Source organism: Bradyrhizobium sp. (assembly GCF_027307225.1).
Classification (GTDB): Bacteria; Pseudomonadota; Alphaproteobacteria; order Rhizobiales; family Xanthobacteraceae; genus Bradyrhizobium.
On the sequence record NZ_DAHUXJ010000130.1, the window covers coordinates 1 to 16,316 of the forward strand.

17 protein-coding genes are annotated in these 16,316 nt (G+C 61.2%); 16 read left to right on the forward strand and 1 reads right to left on the reverse strand.

Annotated elements, in window-relative coordinates; translation table 11 throughout:
- Positions 1-150 precede the first annotated feature (150 nt).
- Positions 151-522 (forward strand): ArsC family reductase, encoded by a 372-nt coding sequence (locus M6D32_RS21935; protein ID WP_298260258.1) that lies wholly within the window; start codon positions 151-153, stop codon positions 520-522.
- A gap of 11 nt (positions 523-533) precedes the next feature.
- On the opposite strand, the gene M6D32_RS21940 is transcribed toward M6D32_RS21935, so the two are convergent.
- On the reverse strand, positions 534-1,133 hold the full coding sequence (locus M6D32_RS21940) for a PAS domain-containing protein (RefSeq protein WP_298260170.1): 600 nt from the start codon (positions 1,131-1,133) through the stop codon (positions 534-536).
- Positions 1,134-1,511: 378 nt separating this feature from the next.
- On the opposite strand from M6D32_RS21940, the gene M6D32_RS21945 reads away from it, so the two are divergent.
- The 15 genes from M6D32_RS21945 to M6D32_RS22015 all read left to right on the forward strand — a co-directional run bounded on the left by M6D32_RS21945 (position 1,512) and on the right by M6D32_RS22015 (position 16,252).
- The gene (locus tag M6D32_RS21945) at positions 1,512-2,267 is read left to right on the forward strand and encodes an ABC transporter ATP-binding protein (RefSeq protein WP_298260172.1); all 756 of its coding nucleotides are present in this window, start codon (positions 1,512-1,514) and stop codon (positions 2,265-2,267) included.
- A complete protein-coding gene (locus M6D32_RS21950) occupies positions 2,260-3,009 on the forward strand; it encodes an ABC transporter ATP-binding protein (RefSeq protein WP_298260174.1) in 750 nt (249 codons plus the stop codon). Before M6D32_RS21945 ends, M6D32_RS21950 begins: the two co-directional genes overlap by 8 nt.
- Before the next feature lie 33 nt (positions 3,010-3,042).
- A complete protein-coding gene (locus tag M6D32_RS21955) occupies positions 3,043-4,263 on the forward strand; it encodes an ABC transporter substrate-binding protein (protein WP_298260176.1) in 1,221 nt (406 codons plus the stop codon).
- 69 nt (positions 4,264-4,332) lie between these two features.
- Complete coding sequence (locus M6D32_RS21960) at positions 4,333-5,208, forward strand: branched-chain amino acid ABC transporter permease (RefSeq protein WP_298260178.1); 876 nt, start codon at positions 4,333-4,335, stop codon at positions 5,206-5,208.
- Entirely contained in the window at positions 5,205-6,173 is a 969-nt protein-coding gene (locus M6D32_RS21965; RefSeq protein WP_298260180.1) for a branched-chain amino acid ABC transporter permease, read from the forward strand. The genes M6D32_RS21960 and M6D32_RS21965 overlap by 4 nt, the downstream gene beginning before the upstream one ends.
- Positions 6,174-6,323: 150 nt before the next feature.
- Positions 6,324-6,968, forward strand: coding sequence for a DUF47 domain-containing protein (locus tag M6D32_RS21970; protein WP_298260182.1), 645 nt, complete (start codon positions 6,324-6,326; stop codon positions 6,966-6,968).
- A gap of 14 nt (positions 6,969-6,982) precedes the next feature.
- A complete protein-coding gene (locus tag M6D32_RS21975; RefSeq protein ID WP_298260184.1) occupies positions 6,983-7,987 on the forward strand; it encodes an inorganic phosphate transporter in 1,005 nt (334 codons plus the stop codon).
- Positions 7,988-8,083: 96 nt separating this feature from the next.
- The gene (locus M6D32_RS21980; protein ID WP_298260186.1) at positions 8,084-9,697 is read left to right on the forward strand and encodes a peptide chain release factor 3; all 1,614 of its coding nucleotides are present in this window, start codon (positions 8,084-8,086) and stop codon (positions 9,695-9,697) included.
- A gap of 110 nt (positions 9,698-9,807) precedes the next feature.
- The gene (locus M6D32_RS21985; RefSeq protein WP_298260187.1) at positions 9,808-10,416 is read left to right on the forward strand and encodes a hypothetical protein; all 609 of its coding nucleotides are present in this window, start codon (positions 9,808-9,810) and stop codon (positions 10,414-10,416) included.
- A 98-nt stretch (positions 10,417-10,514) separates the two neighbouring features.
- Positions 10,515-11,117 (forward strand): NnrU family protein, encoded by a 603-nt coding sequence (locus M6D32_RS21990; RefSeq protein ID WP_298260189.1) that lies wholly within the window; start codon positions 10,515-10,517, stop codon positions 11,115-11,117.
- Between the two features lie 167 nt (positions 11,118-11,284).
- Entirely contained in the window at positions 11,285-12,109 is an 825-nt protein-coding gene (gene panB / locus M6D32_RS21995; RefSeq protein ID WP_298260190.1) for a 3-methyl-2-oxobutanoate hydroxymethyltransferase, read from the forward strand.
- Positions 12,110-12,312: 203 nt separating this feature from the next.
- Complete coding sequence (locus M6D32_RS22000) at positions 12,313-12,966, forward strand: tetratricopeptide repeat protein (protein WP_298260192.1); 654 nt, start codon at positions 12,313-12,315, stop codon at positions 12,964-12,966.
- Positions 12,967-12,984: 18 nt separating this feature from the next.
- A complete protein-coding gene (locus tag M6D32_RS22005; RefSeq protein WP_298260194.1) occupies positions 12,985-13,524 on the forward strand; it encodes a hypothetical protein in 540 nt (179 codons plus the stop codon).
- Positions 13,525-13,607: 83 nt separating this feature from the next.
- Positions 13,608-14,993: a ribosome biogenesis GTPase Der gene (gene der / locus M6D32_RS22010; protein WP_298260196.1), complete on the forward strand. Its 1,386-nt coding sequence runs from the start codon at positions 13,608-13,610 to the stop codon at positions 14,991-14,993.
- Positions 14,990-16,252 carry a TCR/Tet family MFS transporter gene (locus M6D32_RS22015; protein ID WP_298260198.1) on the forward strand — a complete coding sequence of 421 codons (1,263 nt, stop codon included), beginning with the start codon at positions 14,990-14,992 and terminating at the stop codon, positions 16,250-16,252. Before der ends, M6D32_RS22015 begins: the two co-directional genes overlap by 4 nt.
- Positions 16,253-16,316 lie beyond the last annotated feature (64 nt).

The following is a 16,316-nucleotide window of genomic DNA, read 5'->3' on the forward strand; positions in this document are numbered from 1 at the left end:
TCGGTTCGAGATCCGCGACGGCAAGATTCGGAGCCAGGAGGTCTGGAACGACGCAGGCGAGGTGCGTTGTCAGCTCGGGGTAAAATAGGCGCTGGATCGGGACGGCGTCTGCGCGGGCTGGTCCGGCGCGCCGGGAAAGGAAGCGACGGAATGACGATCAGGCTCTACGGCATCAAGAACTGCGACACGATGAAGAAGGCGCGCGCCTGGCTCGACAGCCATGGCGTGACTTACGAATTCCACGATTATAAAGCCGCGGGCGCGCCGAAAGAAAAACTGAAAGGCTGGACGAGTGAGTTCGGCTGGGAAACGTTGCTCAATCGCGCCGGTACCACCTTCCGCAAGTTGCCCGACGCCGAGAAGGAAGGATTGAACGAACGAAAGGCGCTGGCGCTGATGCTGGAACAGCCGTCGATGATCAAGCGGCCCGTGCTCGAGATCGACGGCAAGGTGTTGGTCGGTTTCAAACCGGAGACATACGCGAAGGAAGTAGGCAGCCCCGGCAAACGTGCACGCGCCTGAGGCCCGTCCGTTTAGTTGAACTCGATCAGGTCGGCGGACGGTATGCGGCCTGGCGTGCGATGGAACAGTTCGCGATCGATCACCGCGCGGACGATGGACGCCGGCAGCGCGTCGCTGCCGCGCATGAGGTTTTTGATTTCGAAGCTGCCGTCTTCGCTGATCGTTTTTAAGGAGGCGATCAGGTGGGTGACGCCTTGGGAAGACGAGAATGGCAGGAGCAGGCGTTCGTAGGCGACGATGCGCCCCGTCGCGTCGTCGACATTGGACACCGTATAGACGGGAAGGGCGCGTTGCAGGCACTGCTGGTAGATCGGCATGACGTGCGGCGCCAGCCGCACGCCGAGGTATTCGTCGAGGTAGCGGCCGCGCCCGGTGTGGCCGTAGGCCATGCTCATGCGGGTGCCGTCACTGTCGATGATCACGCGCGGCGGGTTTGCCTGTTCGACCGACATGAAGACCAGGTCGGGAAGTTCGTCTTCGATCCGCGCCGGCTGAAACTCCTCCGTGCGCGGCAGGCGCTGCGCAGGGGCATAAAGCCGCAGCCACGTGTTCAGGAGATCACGCTGCTTGATCGATTTGACGACCGACGGGTTGGCGCTTTGGAAATCCAAGGTCCTGCAATCCGCTTCTGGAAAATATAAACGCCGAACCTTCGGTCCAAGGCAAAAAGATTTGGTGAATGAAGTTCGACGGTGACCGAACAACGTTAACGACTGCTTTCAAAACATGCAGCCGCGGCGCGCGTCACTCCGGACGGCCAACAGCCCTACGACTAATGGCGGAGCCGCGGCCCGTGCCGCTTTCCGCCTTGCACAATGAGGGCCGTTGACGGCATATTCCGGCCCGGAGGCGGCGGGTCCAGGGCCTAAATCAAACACGCGGAACCAAGACGCGGTATTTTCGGGCATCCTGGAAGAACCTGCTGTAAGGGAAAAAATCGGCCACGCGCGACCAGGACGTCGCGGCGAGTGCCTTTCGGGGGACCTTAATTGTCGGATGAGTTTATTCTTGAAACCCACGGATTGACCAAGGAATTCGCGGGATTCTTTGCCGTTCGCGACGTTTCCCTCAAGATACGGCGCGGCAGTATTCACGCCTTGATTGGCCCGAACGGCGCCGGCAAGACGACTTGCTTCAATCTGCTCACCAAGTTTCTGAAGCCCTCGGCGGGCCAGATCCTCTACAAGGGACAGGACATTACGGCGATGGCGCCGGCCGACGTGGCGCGGCAGGGTCTGGTGCGCTCGTTCCAGATCTCGGCGGTATTTCCGCATCTGACGGCCCTGGAGAATGTGCGCGTCGCGCTCCAGCGCCAGCACGGGCATTCCTTCGATTTCTGGCGTTCCAAGGCCGTGCTCAACCGCTTCAACGCCCGCGCGCTCGAACTGCTGGACGATGTCGGCTTGAGCGAGTTCGCCAATACGCCCGCGGTCGAGATGCCCTATGGCCGCAAGCGCGCGCTGGAAATCGCGACCACGCTGGCGCTCGATCCCGAGATGATGCTGCTCGACGAGCCGATGGCGGGCATGGGGCACGAGGACATCGACAAGATTGCAGCGCTGATCAAGCGCATCTCGGCGAAGTACACCATCCTGATGGTCGAACATAACCTCAGCGTCGTTGCCAACCTGTCGGACATCATCACGGTGCTGACGCGCGGCCACGTGCTGGCCGAGGGCAACTATGCCGACCTCTCCAAGGACGATCGCGTGAAGGAAGCCTATCTGGGAGCTGGCCATGGCTGATGCGGGAATGGCCGGAACAGCGGCGGCGCCATCCGCGTCGAACGCGGCGGTCCTGTCGGTACAAAATCTAGAAGCGTGGTATGGCGAATCCCATATCCTGCACGGCATCAATTTCGACGTAAGCCCCGGCGAAGTCGTCACGCTGCTTGGCCGCAACGGTGCCGGCAAGACCACTACGCTGAAATCGGTGATGGGAATCATCGGCAAGCGCGCCGGCTCGATACGCTTCGACGGCAAGGAAATCATCCGCGCCTCGTCCGACCGGATCGCGCGAATGGGCGTCGCGTTTTGCCCGGAGGAGCGCGGGATTTTCGCGAGCCTCGACGTTCGCGAAAATCTTCTGCTGCCGCCCGCCGTGCGTAACGGCGGGCTCTCGATGGATCAGATCTTCGAGCTGTTCCCCAACCTCAAGGAACGGCTCTCGAGCCAGGGCACCAAACTGTCTGGCGGTGAACAGCAGATGCTCGCAATCGGGCGAATCCTGCGCACGGGCGCGCGCTTTTTGATGCTGGACGAACCGACCGAAGGACTCGCTCCGGTCATCATTCAGCAAATCGGTCAGACCATTGCGCGGCTGAAGAAAGAGGGCTTCACGATTCTTCTGGTCGAGCAGAACTTCCACTTCGCAGCGACGGTTGCGGACCGCTTCTACATCGTCGAGCACGGCAAGATCATCGATGGCTTCGCAAACTCCGAGCTTCAGGCCAACATGGAGAAACTTCACACCTATCTTGGGGTTTGAGCAGCTGCCCTGAAGGGGCAAAAAGGAGGAACTATGAAGACGAAGATGCGGGCTCTTTTGCTTGGCACGGCACTGGCAGTTGGGGCGGCCAGTGGCGCTCTCGCCCAGGATAAGACAGCCAAGGTCGGGGTTTTGACGGATCTGTCCGGACTGTATGCCGATCTTGGCGGCCAGGGTTCGATCGTCGCCGCCGAGATGGCGATCGAGGACTCCGGCATGAAAGCCAAGGGCTGGAAAATCGATCTCGTCTCCGCGGATCACCAGAACAAGCCGGATACCGGAACCGCCATCGCGCGTCGCTGGATCGATACGGAAAAGGTGGACGTTCTGACCGACGTGCTGAATTCCGGCGTCGCGCTGGCGGTCAGCAACGTCGTGAAGGAAAAGAACGCCATTCTGCTCGACTCGGGCGCGGGTTCGTCGGAACTGACCAACACGCAGTGCACGCCGAACACCATCCATTTCACCTACGACACCTACATGCTGGCGCACAGTACCGGCAGCGCGATGGTGAAGGCTGGCGGCGACAGCTGGTTTTTCATCACCGCAGACTACGCCTTCGGCCACGCGCTTGAGAACGACACGACCGCAGTCGTGAAGGCCTCCGGTGGCAAGGTGCTGGGAAGTGTCAACGTGCCGCTCAACACGCCGGACTTCTCGTCCTATCTGCTGCAGGCCCAGGCCTCGAAAGCCAAGGTGATCGGGCTGGCAAACGCCGGCGGTGACACAACGAACTCGATCAAGCAGGCGTCGGAGTTCGGGATCGTCAAGGGCGGCCAGAAGCTTGCCGGCTTGCTCCTGTTCCTGACCGACGTTCATTCGCTTGGCCTGAATGTGGCGCAAGGCCTCAGCCTGAGCGAGACATTCTATTGGGACATGAACGATCAGACTCGCGCGTTCTCCAAGCGCTTCGGCGAACGCATGAAGAATCATGCCATGCCGACGATGGTCCAGGCCGGTGTCTATGCGAGCCTGGTGCACTATTTCAAGGCGCTTGATGCCATCGGCGGAAATCCGCATGATGGAGCCAAGGTCGTGGCCAAGATGAAGGAAATGCCGACCAACGATCCGCTGTTCGGCAAGGGCTCGATCCGCATCGACGGCCGCGGCATTCACCCGGCCTATCTGTTCGAGGTCAAGAAGCCCTCGGAGTCGAAGGGTGAATGGGATCTCTACAAGCTGATCGGCACAACGCCCGGCGATCAGGCCTTCCGGCCGCTGTCGGAAAGCAAGTGCCCGCTGGTCAAGCACTAAGACTCTGAATGCCCCGGCGGCGCTACGCCGCCGGGGTTCCGCTACCCACTGGTTGAAGTCGAGAGCATCATGTCGATTAGTCTACCGGCCCTTTCTGCGCAACTTCTGGTCGGGCTCATCAACGGCTCGTTCTACGCGCTGCTAAGCCTCGGGCTTGCCGTGATCTTCGGCATGCTCAACATCATCAATTTCGCGCATGGTGCGCTTTATATGATGGGTGCGTTCTGCGCGTATTTCCTGCTCAACATCTGGGGTATCGGATATTGGTGGGCGCTGCTGATCGCACCGATCATTGTCGGCATTTTCGGCATGATTCTGGAGCGAACCATGTTGAAATGGCTCGCAGGTCTCGATCACCTCTACGGGCTGCTGCTGACTTTCGGGCTTGCGCTGATCATCGAAGGCATCTTTCAAAATTATTTCGGCTCGTCGGGATTGCCCTACGCCATTCCCGATCAACTCCGCGGCGGCACCAATCTCGGCTTTATGTACCTGCCGATCTATCGTGGCTGGGTCGTGGTGTTCTCGCTCATCGTGTGTTTCGCCACATGGTACCTGATCGAGCGGACACGGCTGGGCGCTTATTTGCGCGCAGCAACTGAAAACCCGACGCTGGTGCGCGCCTTTGGCGTCAACGTGCCGCGCATGATCACGTTGACCTATGGCCTGGGCGTCGGCCTTGCCGCGCTCGCCGGCGTCTTGTCGGCGCCGATCAATCAGGTCCGGCCGCTGATGGGTGAAAACATCATCATCGTGGTGTTTGCCGTGGTGGTAATCGGCGGCATGGGTTCGATCATGGGATCGATTATCACCGGCTTCGCGCTGGGCGTGATCGAGGGATTGACGAAATACTTCTACCCGGAAGCTTCCAACACTGTCGTATTCGTTCTGATGGTGCTGGTCTTGCTGGTGAAGCCAACGGGATTGACGGGACGGGCGGCATGACAGCGATGACTGACAACGCAATGCCCGTAACCCCGCGCGCAATCCGCGACGAGATGATCGTCTTTGCGATCATGACCTTGCTGTTGCTGATTGTGCCGCTGACCGATCTCTATCCCTTCTTTGTGATGCAGGCGCTGTGTTGTGCGCTGCTCGCCTGCGCGTTCAATCTCCTGATCGGCTACGGCGGCCTGCTGTCATTCGGCCATGCGATGTTCCTGGGAACCGGAGGCTACGTGACTGCCCATGCCGCGAAGGTATGGGGCATGCCGCCTGAATTCGGCATCCTCGTCGGTGTGGCGGCTTCGGCCGTGCTTGGCGTGGTAACTGGTATCGTCGCAATCCGCCGTCAGGGCATCTATTTCGCGATGATCACGCTGGCGCTGTCGCAGCTGATCTATTTCATCTACGTCGAAGTCCCGTTCACGCATGGCGAAGACGGAATCCAGGGTATCCCTCAGGGCCATTTGTTTGGATTCCTCGATCTTTCCAAGCCGACGGTGCTTTATTACGTCGTTGTCGCGAACTTCCTGTTCGGCTTTCTCATCGTCTTTCGTGCTATCAACTCGCCGTTCGGCGAGGTGCTGAAATCGATCCGCGAGAACGAGCAGCGCGCGATTTCACTGGGCTACAAGACCGATCAATACAAGTTGCTGGCCTTTATCCTGTCAGGGACGCTGGCGGGATTTGCCGGTTCGCTGAAGGTATACGTTGTTCAGAATGCCTCGCTCTCCGATGTCGAAGTTTCGATGTCGGGACTTATCGTGCTGATGACCCTGGTCGGAGGGCTCGGCACGGTCTTTGGCCCCGTGGTAGGCGCCTTCATCATCGTGGCGACCCAGCAATATCTGGCCGGATTCGGTTCCTGGGTGACCGTAATCCAGGGCTCCATTTTCGTGGCCTGCGTGCTGTTGTTCCGGCGTGGCATTGTGGGGGAAATAGCCCATTTTTTCCGGCGTTCGCTGTAGATTGGGCAACTCGGGACAGGTCATTTCGGGCCATAAGGCCGTGGATGAACCGCAGATCGGCGGCCGGGTGAACTTGCCGAAAATCGTGTATGACCTATTTGTGACGGGTCACTCCAGCCGGTCCGTCCGGCGATTTTGGGCATACTCATGTTGATGCGGTGGTTTCGCGCCCTCCTTCCCAAAGAGGAGCGCTTTTTCGATCTTTTTGCCAAGCATTCCCAGGCGGTTCAGCACGGCGCGCTGGCGCTGCAGGGCATGCTTCAAGGCGGGGACGAGACGCCGGTCTTCTGCCAGCGCGTCAATCAATTCGAAAACGAGGCAGACAATATCACGCGTGAAGTGCTCACGGCGGTGCGGCGCACGTTCATCACGCCGTTCGACCGCGGTGATATCAAAAACCTGATCACGGCGATGGACGATGCCATCGACCAGATGCAGCAGACGGCGAAGGCCGTCATGCTGTTCGAGGTCCGCAGCTTCGAGCCGCCGATGCGCGAGATGGGAACGCTGGTGGTGGAATGCGCCAACCTCGTTGGCCGCGCATTGCCGCTGATGCAAGCGATCGGCAACAACGTCTCGATGCTGACGGCGATTACCGAAGAGCTGACCAAACTGGAGGGCCGGGTCGACGACCTCCATGATATCGGCCTCAAGGAACTGTTCCTCAAACACCGCAATGCCAGCGCCATGGATTTCATTGTCGGCGTGGAAATCTACGACCACCTTGAAAAGGTGGCCGACCGTTTCGACGACGTGGCGAATGAAATCAACAGCATTGTAATCGAACAGGTATAGGGCAGGGCCATCAGGTGGAAACTGCGCTTGGTCTTCCGCTTCTGGTCGGGCTGATCGCCGTCGCGCTTTTGTTCGACTTCCTCAACGGGCTGCATGACGCCGCCAACTCGATCGCAACGATCGTGTCGACCCGCGTGCTGCGGCCGCAATATGCGGTGATCTGGGCGGCTTTTTTCAATTTTGTCGCTTTCCTGGTATTCGGACTGCACGTTGCGCGAACGATCGGTACCGGCATCATCGAGCCCAGTGTCATCGACGTATCGGTGATATTTGCTGCGCTGGTCGGCGCTATCGTCTGGAATCTGATTACCTGGGGCTTGGGCATTCCGTCTTCGAGCTCGCACGCGCTGATTGGCGGCCTGGTCGGAGCAGGCATGGCCAAGGCCGGGTTTTCCGCGGCGGTCTGGAGCGGCCTGATCAAAACGCTGCTGGCGATCGTGTTGTCGCCGCTGGTTGGATTTCTGCTGGCGCTGGCGCTGGTCGCGATCGTCTCATGGGCTGCGGTACGTTCGACGCCGTTTGCCGTCGATCGTGCTTTCCGGATTCTCCAGTTTTTCTCGGCTTCGCTTTACTCTCTCGGCCACGGTGGCAACGATGCGCAAAAGACCATGGGCATCATTGCGGTGCTGCTGTTTTCGCAAGGCAAGCTCGGCTCGGAATTTTACATTCCGTTCTGGGTGGTGCTGTCCTGTCAGGCGGCGATGGCGCTGGGAACGCTGATGGGCGGCTGGCGGATCGTCCGCACCATGGGCCTGAGAATTACCAAGTTGACGCCGATGCAGGGCTTTTGTGCCGAGATCGGCGGCGCCTCGACGCTGTTCATCGCCACTTTCCTCGGAGTTCCCGTATCGACTACCCACACCATCACCGGCGCCATTGTCGGCGTTGGCGCGGCGCGCCGGCTCTCGGCCGTGCGATGGAACGTGGCGAGTTCGATCGTCTATGCCTGGGTCATCACCATTCCGGCTGCGGGCGCTGTCGCCGCGGTCTCCTACTGGCTGGTCCAGCTGCTGCGTTAACCCTCCGGCCGGGCTGGAGTTGGCGCGCCCATTTCCTATATGGATCGACGTATCCCGCTTGATCCGGCCCGCTTTCCCTGCCAAACGCTTCGCCTCATGTCCGATCTTGCGCTCAGTAACGATTCCCGGTCGCCGCTCGGCAACGAAGTGGCGCGCCGACGCACCTTTGCGATCATTTCGCACCCGGACGCCGGCAAGACGACGCTGACCGAAAAGCTGCTGTTGTTCGGTGGCGCAATCAACCTGGCGGGGCAGGTCAAGGCCAAGGGTGAGCGGCGCAACACCCGTTCAGACTGGATGAAGATCGAACGCGAGCGCGGCATCTCCGTCGTGACCTCGGTGATGACGTTCGAATTCGATGGTCTCGTTTTCAACCTTCTGGATACGCCGGGCCACGAGGATTTTTCCGAAGACACCTATCGCACGCTGACCGCGGTCGATTCAGCCGTGATGGTGATCGATGCCGCCAAGGGCATCGAAGCGCGCACGCGCAAGCTGTTCGAGGTGTGCCGCCTCCGGGATATTCCCATCATTACGTTCATCAACAAGATGGATCGCGAGAGCCGCGACACGTTCGAGCTTCTCGACGAGATCGAGAAGACGCTGGCGCTCGACACCGCGCCGATGACGTGGCCGGTCGGCCGCGGCCGCGATTTTCTCGGCACCTACGATCTCGCAACCGGCGGCGTCCGCCTTCTGGAAGGCGGCGGCGCCAAGACCGGCGCGGCACTTCAGATCGATATTGCCGACCTCGCCGGACGCAACCCCAATCTCGACGTTGCCGAAATCAAGGAAGAGCTCGCGCTCGTCTCGGAAGCCTGCAAGCCTTTCGAACTCGAGGCGTTTCGCGAAGGCCATCTCACGCCGGTCTATTTCGGCAGCGCCTTGCGCAATTTCGGCGTCGGCGATCTGCTCGAGGGCTTGGGACGTTTTGCGCCGCCTCCGCGTGCGCAGGAGGGCAATCTGCGCAAGGTTGAAGCGGCCGAGCCGCGCATGAGCGCCTTTGTGTTCAAGATCCAGGCCAATATGGATCCCAATCACCGCGACCGCATCGCGTTCGCGCGCCTGTGTTCCGGCAAGCTGACGCGGGGCATGAAGGCAAAACTGGTACGCACTGGTAAGACCATGCCGCTGTCGAGCCCGCAATTCTTCTTCGCCCAGGACCGTTCGGTGGCGGACGAGGCCTTTGCGGGCGATGTCGTCGGCATCCCCAATCACGGTTCTCTCCGCATCGGCGACACGCTGACCGAGGGCGAGGACATCACCTTTGTGGGTGTGCCGAGCTTCGCGCCGGAAATCGTTCGTCGCGTGCGTCTGACCGACGCGATGAAGGCCAAGAAGCTCAAGGAAGCCTTGCAACAGATGTCGGAAGAGGGCGTCGTTCAGGTGTTTCGGCCGCGTGATGGCGCGCCGGCGCTGGTTGGCGTGGTGGGTCCGCTGCAACTCGATGTGTTGAAGGCGCGGCTCGAGGCGGAATATGCGCTGCCGGTGGAATTCGAAGTCTCCGAATTCCAGCTGGCGCGGTGGATTTCCTCCGATGACCGCAAGAAGCTCGATGCCTTCGTCGCTGCCAACGGCTCCGGCGTTGCCGATGACGTCGATGGCGATCCGGTGTTCCTGGCCAAGAACGAGTTCTACCTCGGCTACACCAAGGAGCGTGCGGAGGGCATCGTCTTCTCCAGCGTCAAAGACGTGAAGAAGAAGGCATAGCGCGTCGTCCGCGCGAGGATGTGAACCCACCTGGCGCGACTACCACGACCTTTCCTCTCATTTTGGCGTTATGTTGTGCTTCCGAAGGCCGCTGCTCCGAGGGCCGCCGTATGCTCCGTCGCGCCGCTATCCTTTTCGTGATTGTCGTTATTGGATCGGCGCTGGCCGGAAGCGCGGAGGCGAGGCGGTGGCATCGGATCAATGCCATACCGTTTTCGCATGAGCCTTGCAGTGTTCTGTCACATCACCCGTGCACGCCGTCGTTTTGCAGCGTGCTCCATCGCGGTCCCTGCACTTCAGAGATCTACTATCCCTACGGCGAAAACCTCCAGCTGACCGTGGAGAGCAAGCCCGCGGATGCAGATGCGCAGAAATATCAGAAGCCCGACCACGACCTCGACAATATCGGCGATCTATTTGCCGCGCTCCGTTCCTGCTGGACCCCACCGCCCGCGGACGCGGCGAAAGAAGGCATGCAGATGACCGTTCGTTTCAGTTTCAAGCGATCGGGCGATCTGATCGGCCCCCCGCGTATGACCTTTGCCACCGTGGGTACGCCTGCCGATGTGCGCGACACCTATCTCAAGGCGATCAGCGCCTCCATCGATGCTTGTATGCCCCTCAAGTTCACCGGCGCGCTCGGAGGAGCCGTGGCGGGGCGGCCCATCGCCATCCGCTACGTCGACAACCGCGACATCGACAAGAAGGCAACGCCGTAGCCGCCGCGCCAAAGGCCATAGCCGCCCATTAGCGCATTGCTGTTTGGCGCCCGAACGTGTAGGCGATGCCGGAACGGGACATCGGCGGAGGTGCGAGCATGGGACTGGCGGTGATGATTCTGGGCCTCGCCCTCTTTCTCGGCGTGCATACATTGCCAGCCCAGCGTGGGCTTCGCGCCCGTGCCATCGCTGCCATGGGCGAGAGCGGTTACAAGATAGCTTATGCGCTAGTCTCGGTGCTCGGGATCGCACTGATCGCCTGGGGCTTCGCGCATTACCGCGCGGCGGGAATGATTGACGTTTGGGAAGGGGCGGTTTCTCCGAAGACGCTTGTTATTCTCAAGCACATTACCGTTGGCCTGATGCTGCCGGCGGTCATCCTGGTGGTGGCTTCCTATTTGCGCGGGCACATCTACAAGGCGCTCAAGCATCCGATGCTGGCGGGTGTCAAATTGTGGGCGGCTGCGCATCTATTGGCCAACGGGGATCTCGGCTCGATCATCCTGTTCGGCTCATTCCTGGGCTGGGCGGTGTTCGACCGTATCTCGCTGAAAGGCCGGGCTGGCGCCGGGGGCCCGCCGATTCCCGTTGGCGGCTGGGGCAACGACATGATCGCAATCGCGGTCGGGATCGTTGCCTATCTTGCGCTGGCCTTGGCCTTTCATCCTGTCGTGATCGGCGTTCCCGTCGTAGGAGTATAGTGCGGCGAACTTGAAGTTCCTATCGATGTTGCAGCAAGTTCGTTATAGGAACTTCAAGTTCAAAGCCGCACTAAATACCAATATTTGCTAGAGCTCCTTTGATTTCGAAGTTCGCATCAGAGGTTGCCGCGAGGGTTTGCGAACTTCGAAAATCGGAGCTCTAGGCCATGTCGGTTCAAGCAGCGGTCAAGCGGAAGACGGCACCCGAGATCCGCGCACGCAAGAATGGCGAGCCGATCGTGATGCTGACTTCCTATCACGCGCATACCGCAGCCCTGGTAGACCGGTATTGCGACGTTATCCTGGTCGGCGACTCCCTCGGCAACGTCATGCACGGATTTGAAACCACCGTGCCGGTGACGCTCGACATGATGATCCTTCAGGGTCACGCGGTGATGCGCGGCTCGCAGCACGCGCTTGTCGTCGTCGATATGCCTTTCGGGTCCTACGAGGCTTCGAAAGAGCAGGCCTTTCATTCGGCTGTCCGGGTTCTCAAGGAGACGCATTGCGGCGCGATCAAGCTGGAGGGAGGCGCGCGGATGGCAGAGACGATCGCCTTTCTGGTCGAGCGCGGCATTCCTGTCATGGGACACATTGGCCTGACACCGCAGTCGATCAATACGCTCGGCTCGTTTCGCGCCCAGGGGCGCGAGGAGGGAAGCTGGGCGCCGATCGAAAACGATGCGGTTGCGGTGGCGCAAGCCGGCGCTTTCTCGGTCGTGGTTGAAGCGGTTGCGGAACCGCTCGCGCGCAAGATCACCGAAGCGATCGACATTCCGACGATCGGCATCGGCGCAAGCGCGGCCTGCGACGGCCAGGTTCTCGTACTTGAGGATATGCTGGGACTATCGCCGCGAGCCCCGAAATTTGTCCGCCGCTATGGCAATCTCGGTCCGATGATCGAGGCAGCAATCCAGGGATATGCGGCCGATGTCCGCTCGCGCGCCTTTCCGGGGCCCGAGCATGTTTACGGCATGAAGACGAAGGCGTGAGCCAACGAGACAGGCGGGGCGGCGGGCACATATCGCGGCAGACGGGTGGATGTGCCGTCAAAAGTAGCGCGGTTAACGCTTTGGCCCGGCTAGCTTTGCCTTGCCACCGCCATATCGCTAGGGTAACGCGACCGCCATCAAGGGACAGATTCATGGCTTCGGTTGGTTCCGGCTGTGGTCGGTCGGGGATTGGATTTCTATAAGTGTCTGAATTATTTGATGAAGTCGACGAGGAGGTCCGTCGGGAGCAGCTCAAGAAGCTGTGGGACCGCTACTCGCTCTATATCATCGCTGCCGCGGTGCTGATCGTTGTCGCGGTTGGCGCATGGCGCGGCTATCAGTATCTGGAAGCCCAAAAGGCGGCCGAGGCCGGCAAGGCCTTCGACGCGGCGATCGCGCTCTCCGAGCAGAACAAGCACAGCGAAGCCGAGGCGGCCTTCAACAAGCTGGCCACAACGGCGCCGTTTGGATACCGCATGCTGGCCCGTCTGCGTGCGGCCGCCGAAGTCGCAACCCGCGATCCCAAAGCCGGCGCCAAACTGTACGACGAGATTGCGGCCGATCCCGGTGTCGGAAGGGTTGAGCAGGACTTGGCGCGGGTTCGTGCCGGGGCGCTGCTATTGGACAGCGAAAGCTACCAGAACATGCTGCAACGGCTGGATGCTGCCACGAAGCCAGACGCGACCTTTCGTCATACCGCGCGCGAGCTGCTGGCGTTGTCGGCTTGGCGCGCCAACGACACGGCTGCGGCGCGGCAATGGCTTGATATGATCGCAAACGATGGCGAGACGCCTTCGGCGATGCGTTCGCGGGCAGAAGCGCTCCAGGCGCTGCTTCCACCGATTGCCAAGAGCTGACGACAGGAAATCGTGGCCATGCGTCGCCTGCAACGTCTGATCGCTGCATCCGTTCTTGTCGCGCTGTCTGCGGCGATCGCCGGCTGCTCGAACAACGCCACCAGCTTTGATCCGATGGATTGGCTCGATTGGCTCGACACGAAGAAGAAGCTTCAGGGCGATCGCAAGCCGGTATTTCCGGAGGGCGTGCCCGGTCTCGAAGAGGGCGTGCCAAAATCGCTCTACAAGGGTGCGCAGCAGGCCGATCAGAGTCCGCCGCCCGAGGCCGCGCCTGTTCCGCCGCCGCCACAGCCCGAGACCAAGCCAAAAAAGACCGTCAGGAACAAGCAGACGGCGCCCGCCACGGTGAGCACTGATCCAGCCGCCGCGTCTGAAGACGGCACGGCGCCAGCTCCCAAAAAGAAGGTTGCGCGCCACCGGACCACCACGCCGCCGCCTGATCAGCCAGCCAATTCGCAGCAGCAATCGACGGCGCAGCCTGCCCAATCGGCGCCACCCGCTCAGCAATCGGCCGCGCCATTCCCCGCTCCGCTACCGGGCGGCACGTTTACGCGCTAAAGCTCGGCACGGTAGGCTGGAACAAGAGACCAGCCGGTTGCCGCAAAGCGCTTTCTTCGATTTTCCCGCGGCTCGGATTCATTATGCCCTTTACGGTTGCCATAATCGGCCGGCCCAATGTCGGGAAATCGACGCTATTCAATCGCCTGGTCGGACAGAAGCTCGCGCTGGTCGACGATGCGCCGGGCGTCACCCGCGACCGGCGAGAGGGCGAGGCTCGGCTCGGCGATCTCCGTTTCACCGTGATCGACACGGCGGGCCTCGACGAGGGCGCGAAGGGATCGCTTACGGCCCGCATGCAAGAACAGACCGAAACGGCGATCGAACTTGCGGACGCGTTGATGTTTGTGATCGATGCACGCGCCGGACTAACGCCGAACGACCGCGCCTTTGCCGACTATGTGCGCCGCGCCAGCAAGCCGGTGGTTGTCCTCGCCAACAAGAGCGAAGGCAAGCACGGCGATGTGGGCGCAATGGAATCCTACGCGCTGGGTCTTGGCGATCCAGTGCTGGTTTCCGCCGAACACGGCGAGGGCATGGGCGAGCTCTACGACGCACTGCGTGTGCTGATGCCGAAAGCGACGGAAGCCGAAGACGAAGCCGATGACGAAATCGCCGGGGCGGATGAGGCGGACCTGGCGCAGCGGCCGATCCGCGTGGCGGTCGTGGGCCGTCCCAATGCCGGCAAGTCGACGCTGATCAATCGCCTGCTCGGCGAGGAACGGCTGCTCACCAGCCCCGAGGCAGGCACCACGCGCGACTCCATCGCCGTGGAGATCACCTGGAACGGCCGGGATTTTCGCGTGTTCGATACCGCCGGCTTGCGGCGGCGTTCGCGGATCGAGGAAAAGCTCGAAAAGCTTTCGGTAGCGGATGCCTTGCGCGCGGTGCGCTTTGCCGAGGTCGTCGTGCTGATGACGGATGTGCAGGGCAAATTCGAGGAACAGGATTTACGCATTGCCGACCTGATCGAGCGCGAGGGTCGGGCACTCGTGATCGCTGTCAACAAATGGGACCTTGTCGAGGCAAAGCCCGGCGCGATTTCTGCGCTACGCACGGAGGCCGATCATTGGTTGCCGCAGGTCAAGGGCGCGCCGCTGGTCGCCGTATCGGGCCTGATGGGCGAGGGCATCGATCGCCTGATGCGCGCCATCGAAGACGCCTATGCTGTGTGGAACAGGCGCGTGCCGACGGCGGCGCTTAATCGCTGGTTCGAGCAGGCCGTCGGCGCCAATCCGCCGCCGGCGGTCTCCGGCCGGCGGTTGAAGCTGAATTACATTACGCAGGCCAAGGCGCGGCCACCGAGCTTCGTGCTGTTCTGCTCGCGTGCCGACGCCGTGCCGCAGGCTTATCTGCGCTATCTCGTCAATTCGCTGCGCGAGTATTTCGAACTGCCGGGAACGCCGGTGCGAATTGCGCTGCGCGAGAAGGCCAATCCTTTCGCGCACAAACGAAAGCGACCGTCGTGAGCGAAACAGGCGCGATTGACACGCAGCCTGCAACATCATCAGCGCGTGGCGCGGCGGTCGCCTTCATATTCGTCACGATCCTGCTCGACATGCTCGCGCTCGGCCTGATCATGCCGATCCTGCCAAAGTTGGTCGAAAGCTTTGTCGATAATGATACCGCACGCGCCGCCCGCATCTTCGGGCTGTTCGGAACGGCGTGGGCGTTGATGCAGTTCTTCTTCTCGCCGTTCCTCGGTGGCCTGTCCGACCGGTTTGGCCGACGCCCCGTGGTGCTATTATCGAATTTCGGACTGGCGCTGGATTACGTGTTGATGGCGATGGCGCCGTCTCTGATCTGGCTGTTTGTCGGCCGCGTGATTTCCGGCATTACGTCGGCCAGCGTGTCTACGGCTTTTGCCTATATCGCCGACATCACTCCCGTCGAGCGCCGGGCCGCGGTTTTTGGCAAGGTCGGCGCGGCCTTCGGCGCCGGCTTCATCATCGGTCCCGCCATCGGCGGCTTGTTGGGCGATGCCGATCCGAGGCTGCCGTTCTGGGTCGCGGCCGGTTTGAGCTTTGCCAACACGATGTACGGTCTGCTGATCTTGCCGGAATCCTTGCCGTCCGATCGCCGCTCACCGTTCCGCTGGAAGAGCGCCAATCCGCTCGGCGCGCTGCGGCTGTTGCGCTCGGATCGGACCCTGGCCGGCTTGTCCGTGGTGACGTTCTTCACCCAGCTGGCGCATGCCGTATTGCCATCGACCTTCGTGCTTTATGCGACCTATCGATATGGCTGGGATTCGAAAACGGTTGGTCTCACGCTGGCAATGGTCGGCCTCTGTGCCATGCTGGTGCAGGGGGCAGGCATCGGACCGATCATCCGGCTATTCGGCGAACGCCGCGCGCTGCTGCTGGGACTTGTCTGTGGTGCCACCGCCTTCCTGATTTTCGCCGTCGCTCCCACCGGGCCGCTGTCTTGGCTCGGAATTCCGGTGATGTCGTTATGGGGCGTCTCAGGTGCTGCGATTCAGTCATTCATGACCAAACAAGTCGCGCCCGACCAGCAGGGCCAGCTGCAGGGCGCGAACGCAAGCGTGCAGAGCATCTCCCAATTGCTGGGGCCATCGGTGTTCACGCTCACATTCGCCTATTTCATCGGTGCGGAAGCGCCGTTGCATTTGCCCGGCGCGCCGTTCTTCCTCGCGTCGGTGCTGGTGCTGACGGCGCTTGGCGTTGCCGTGCGGACGCTATCGGCTGGTAGGCGGATGGGCGACGGGTGACGGTTCGGGATCGCTCTGCCGAACGCTACCGTCCAGGTGTTCCAATTCAAAATGCGTTTCCGCT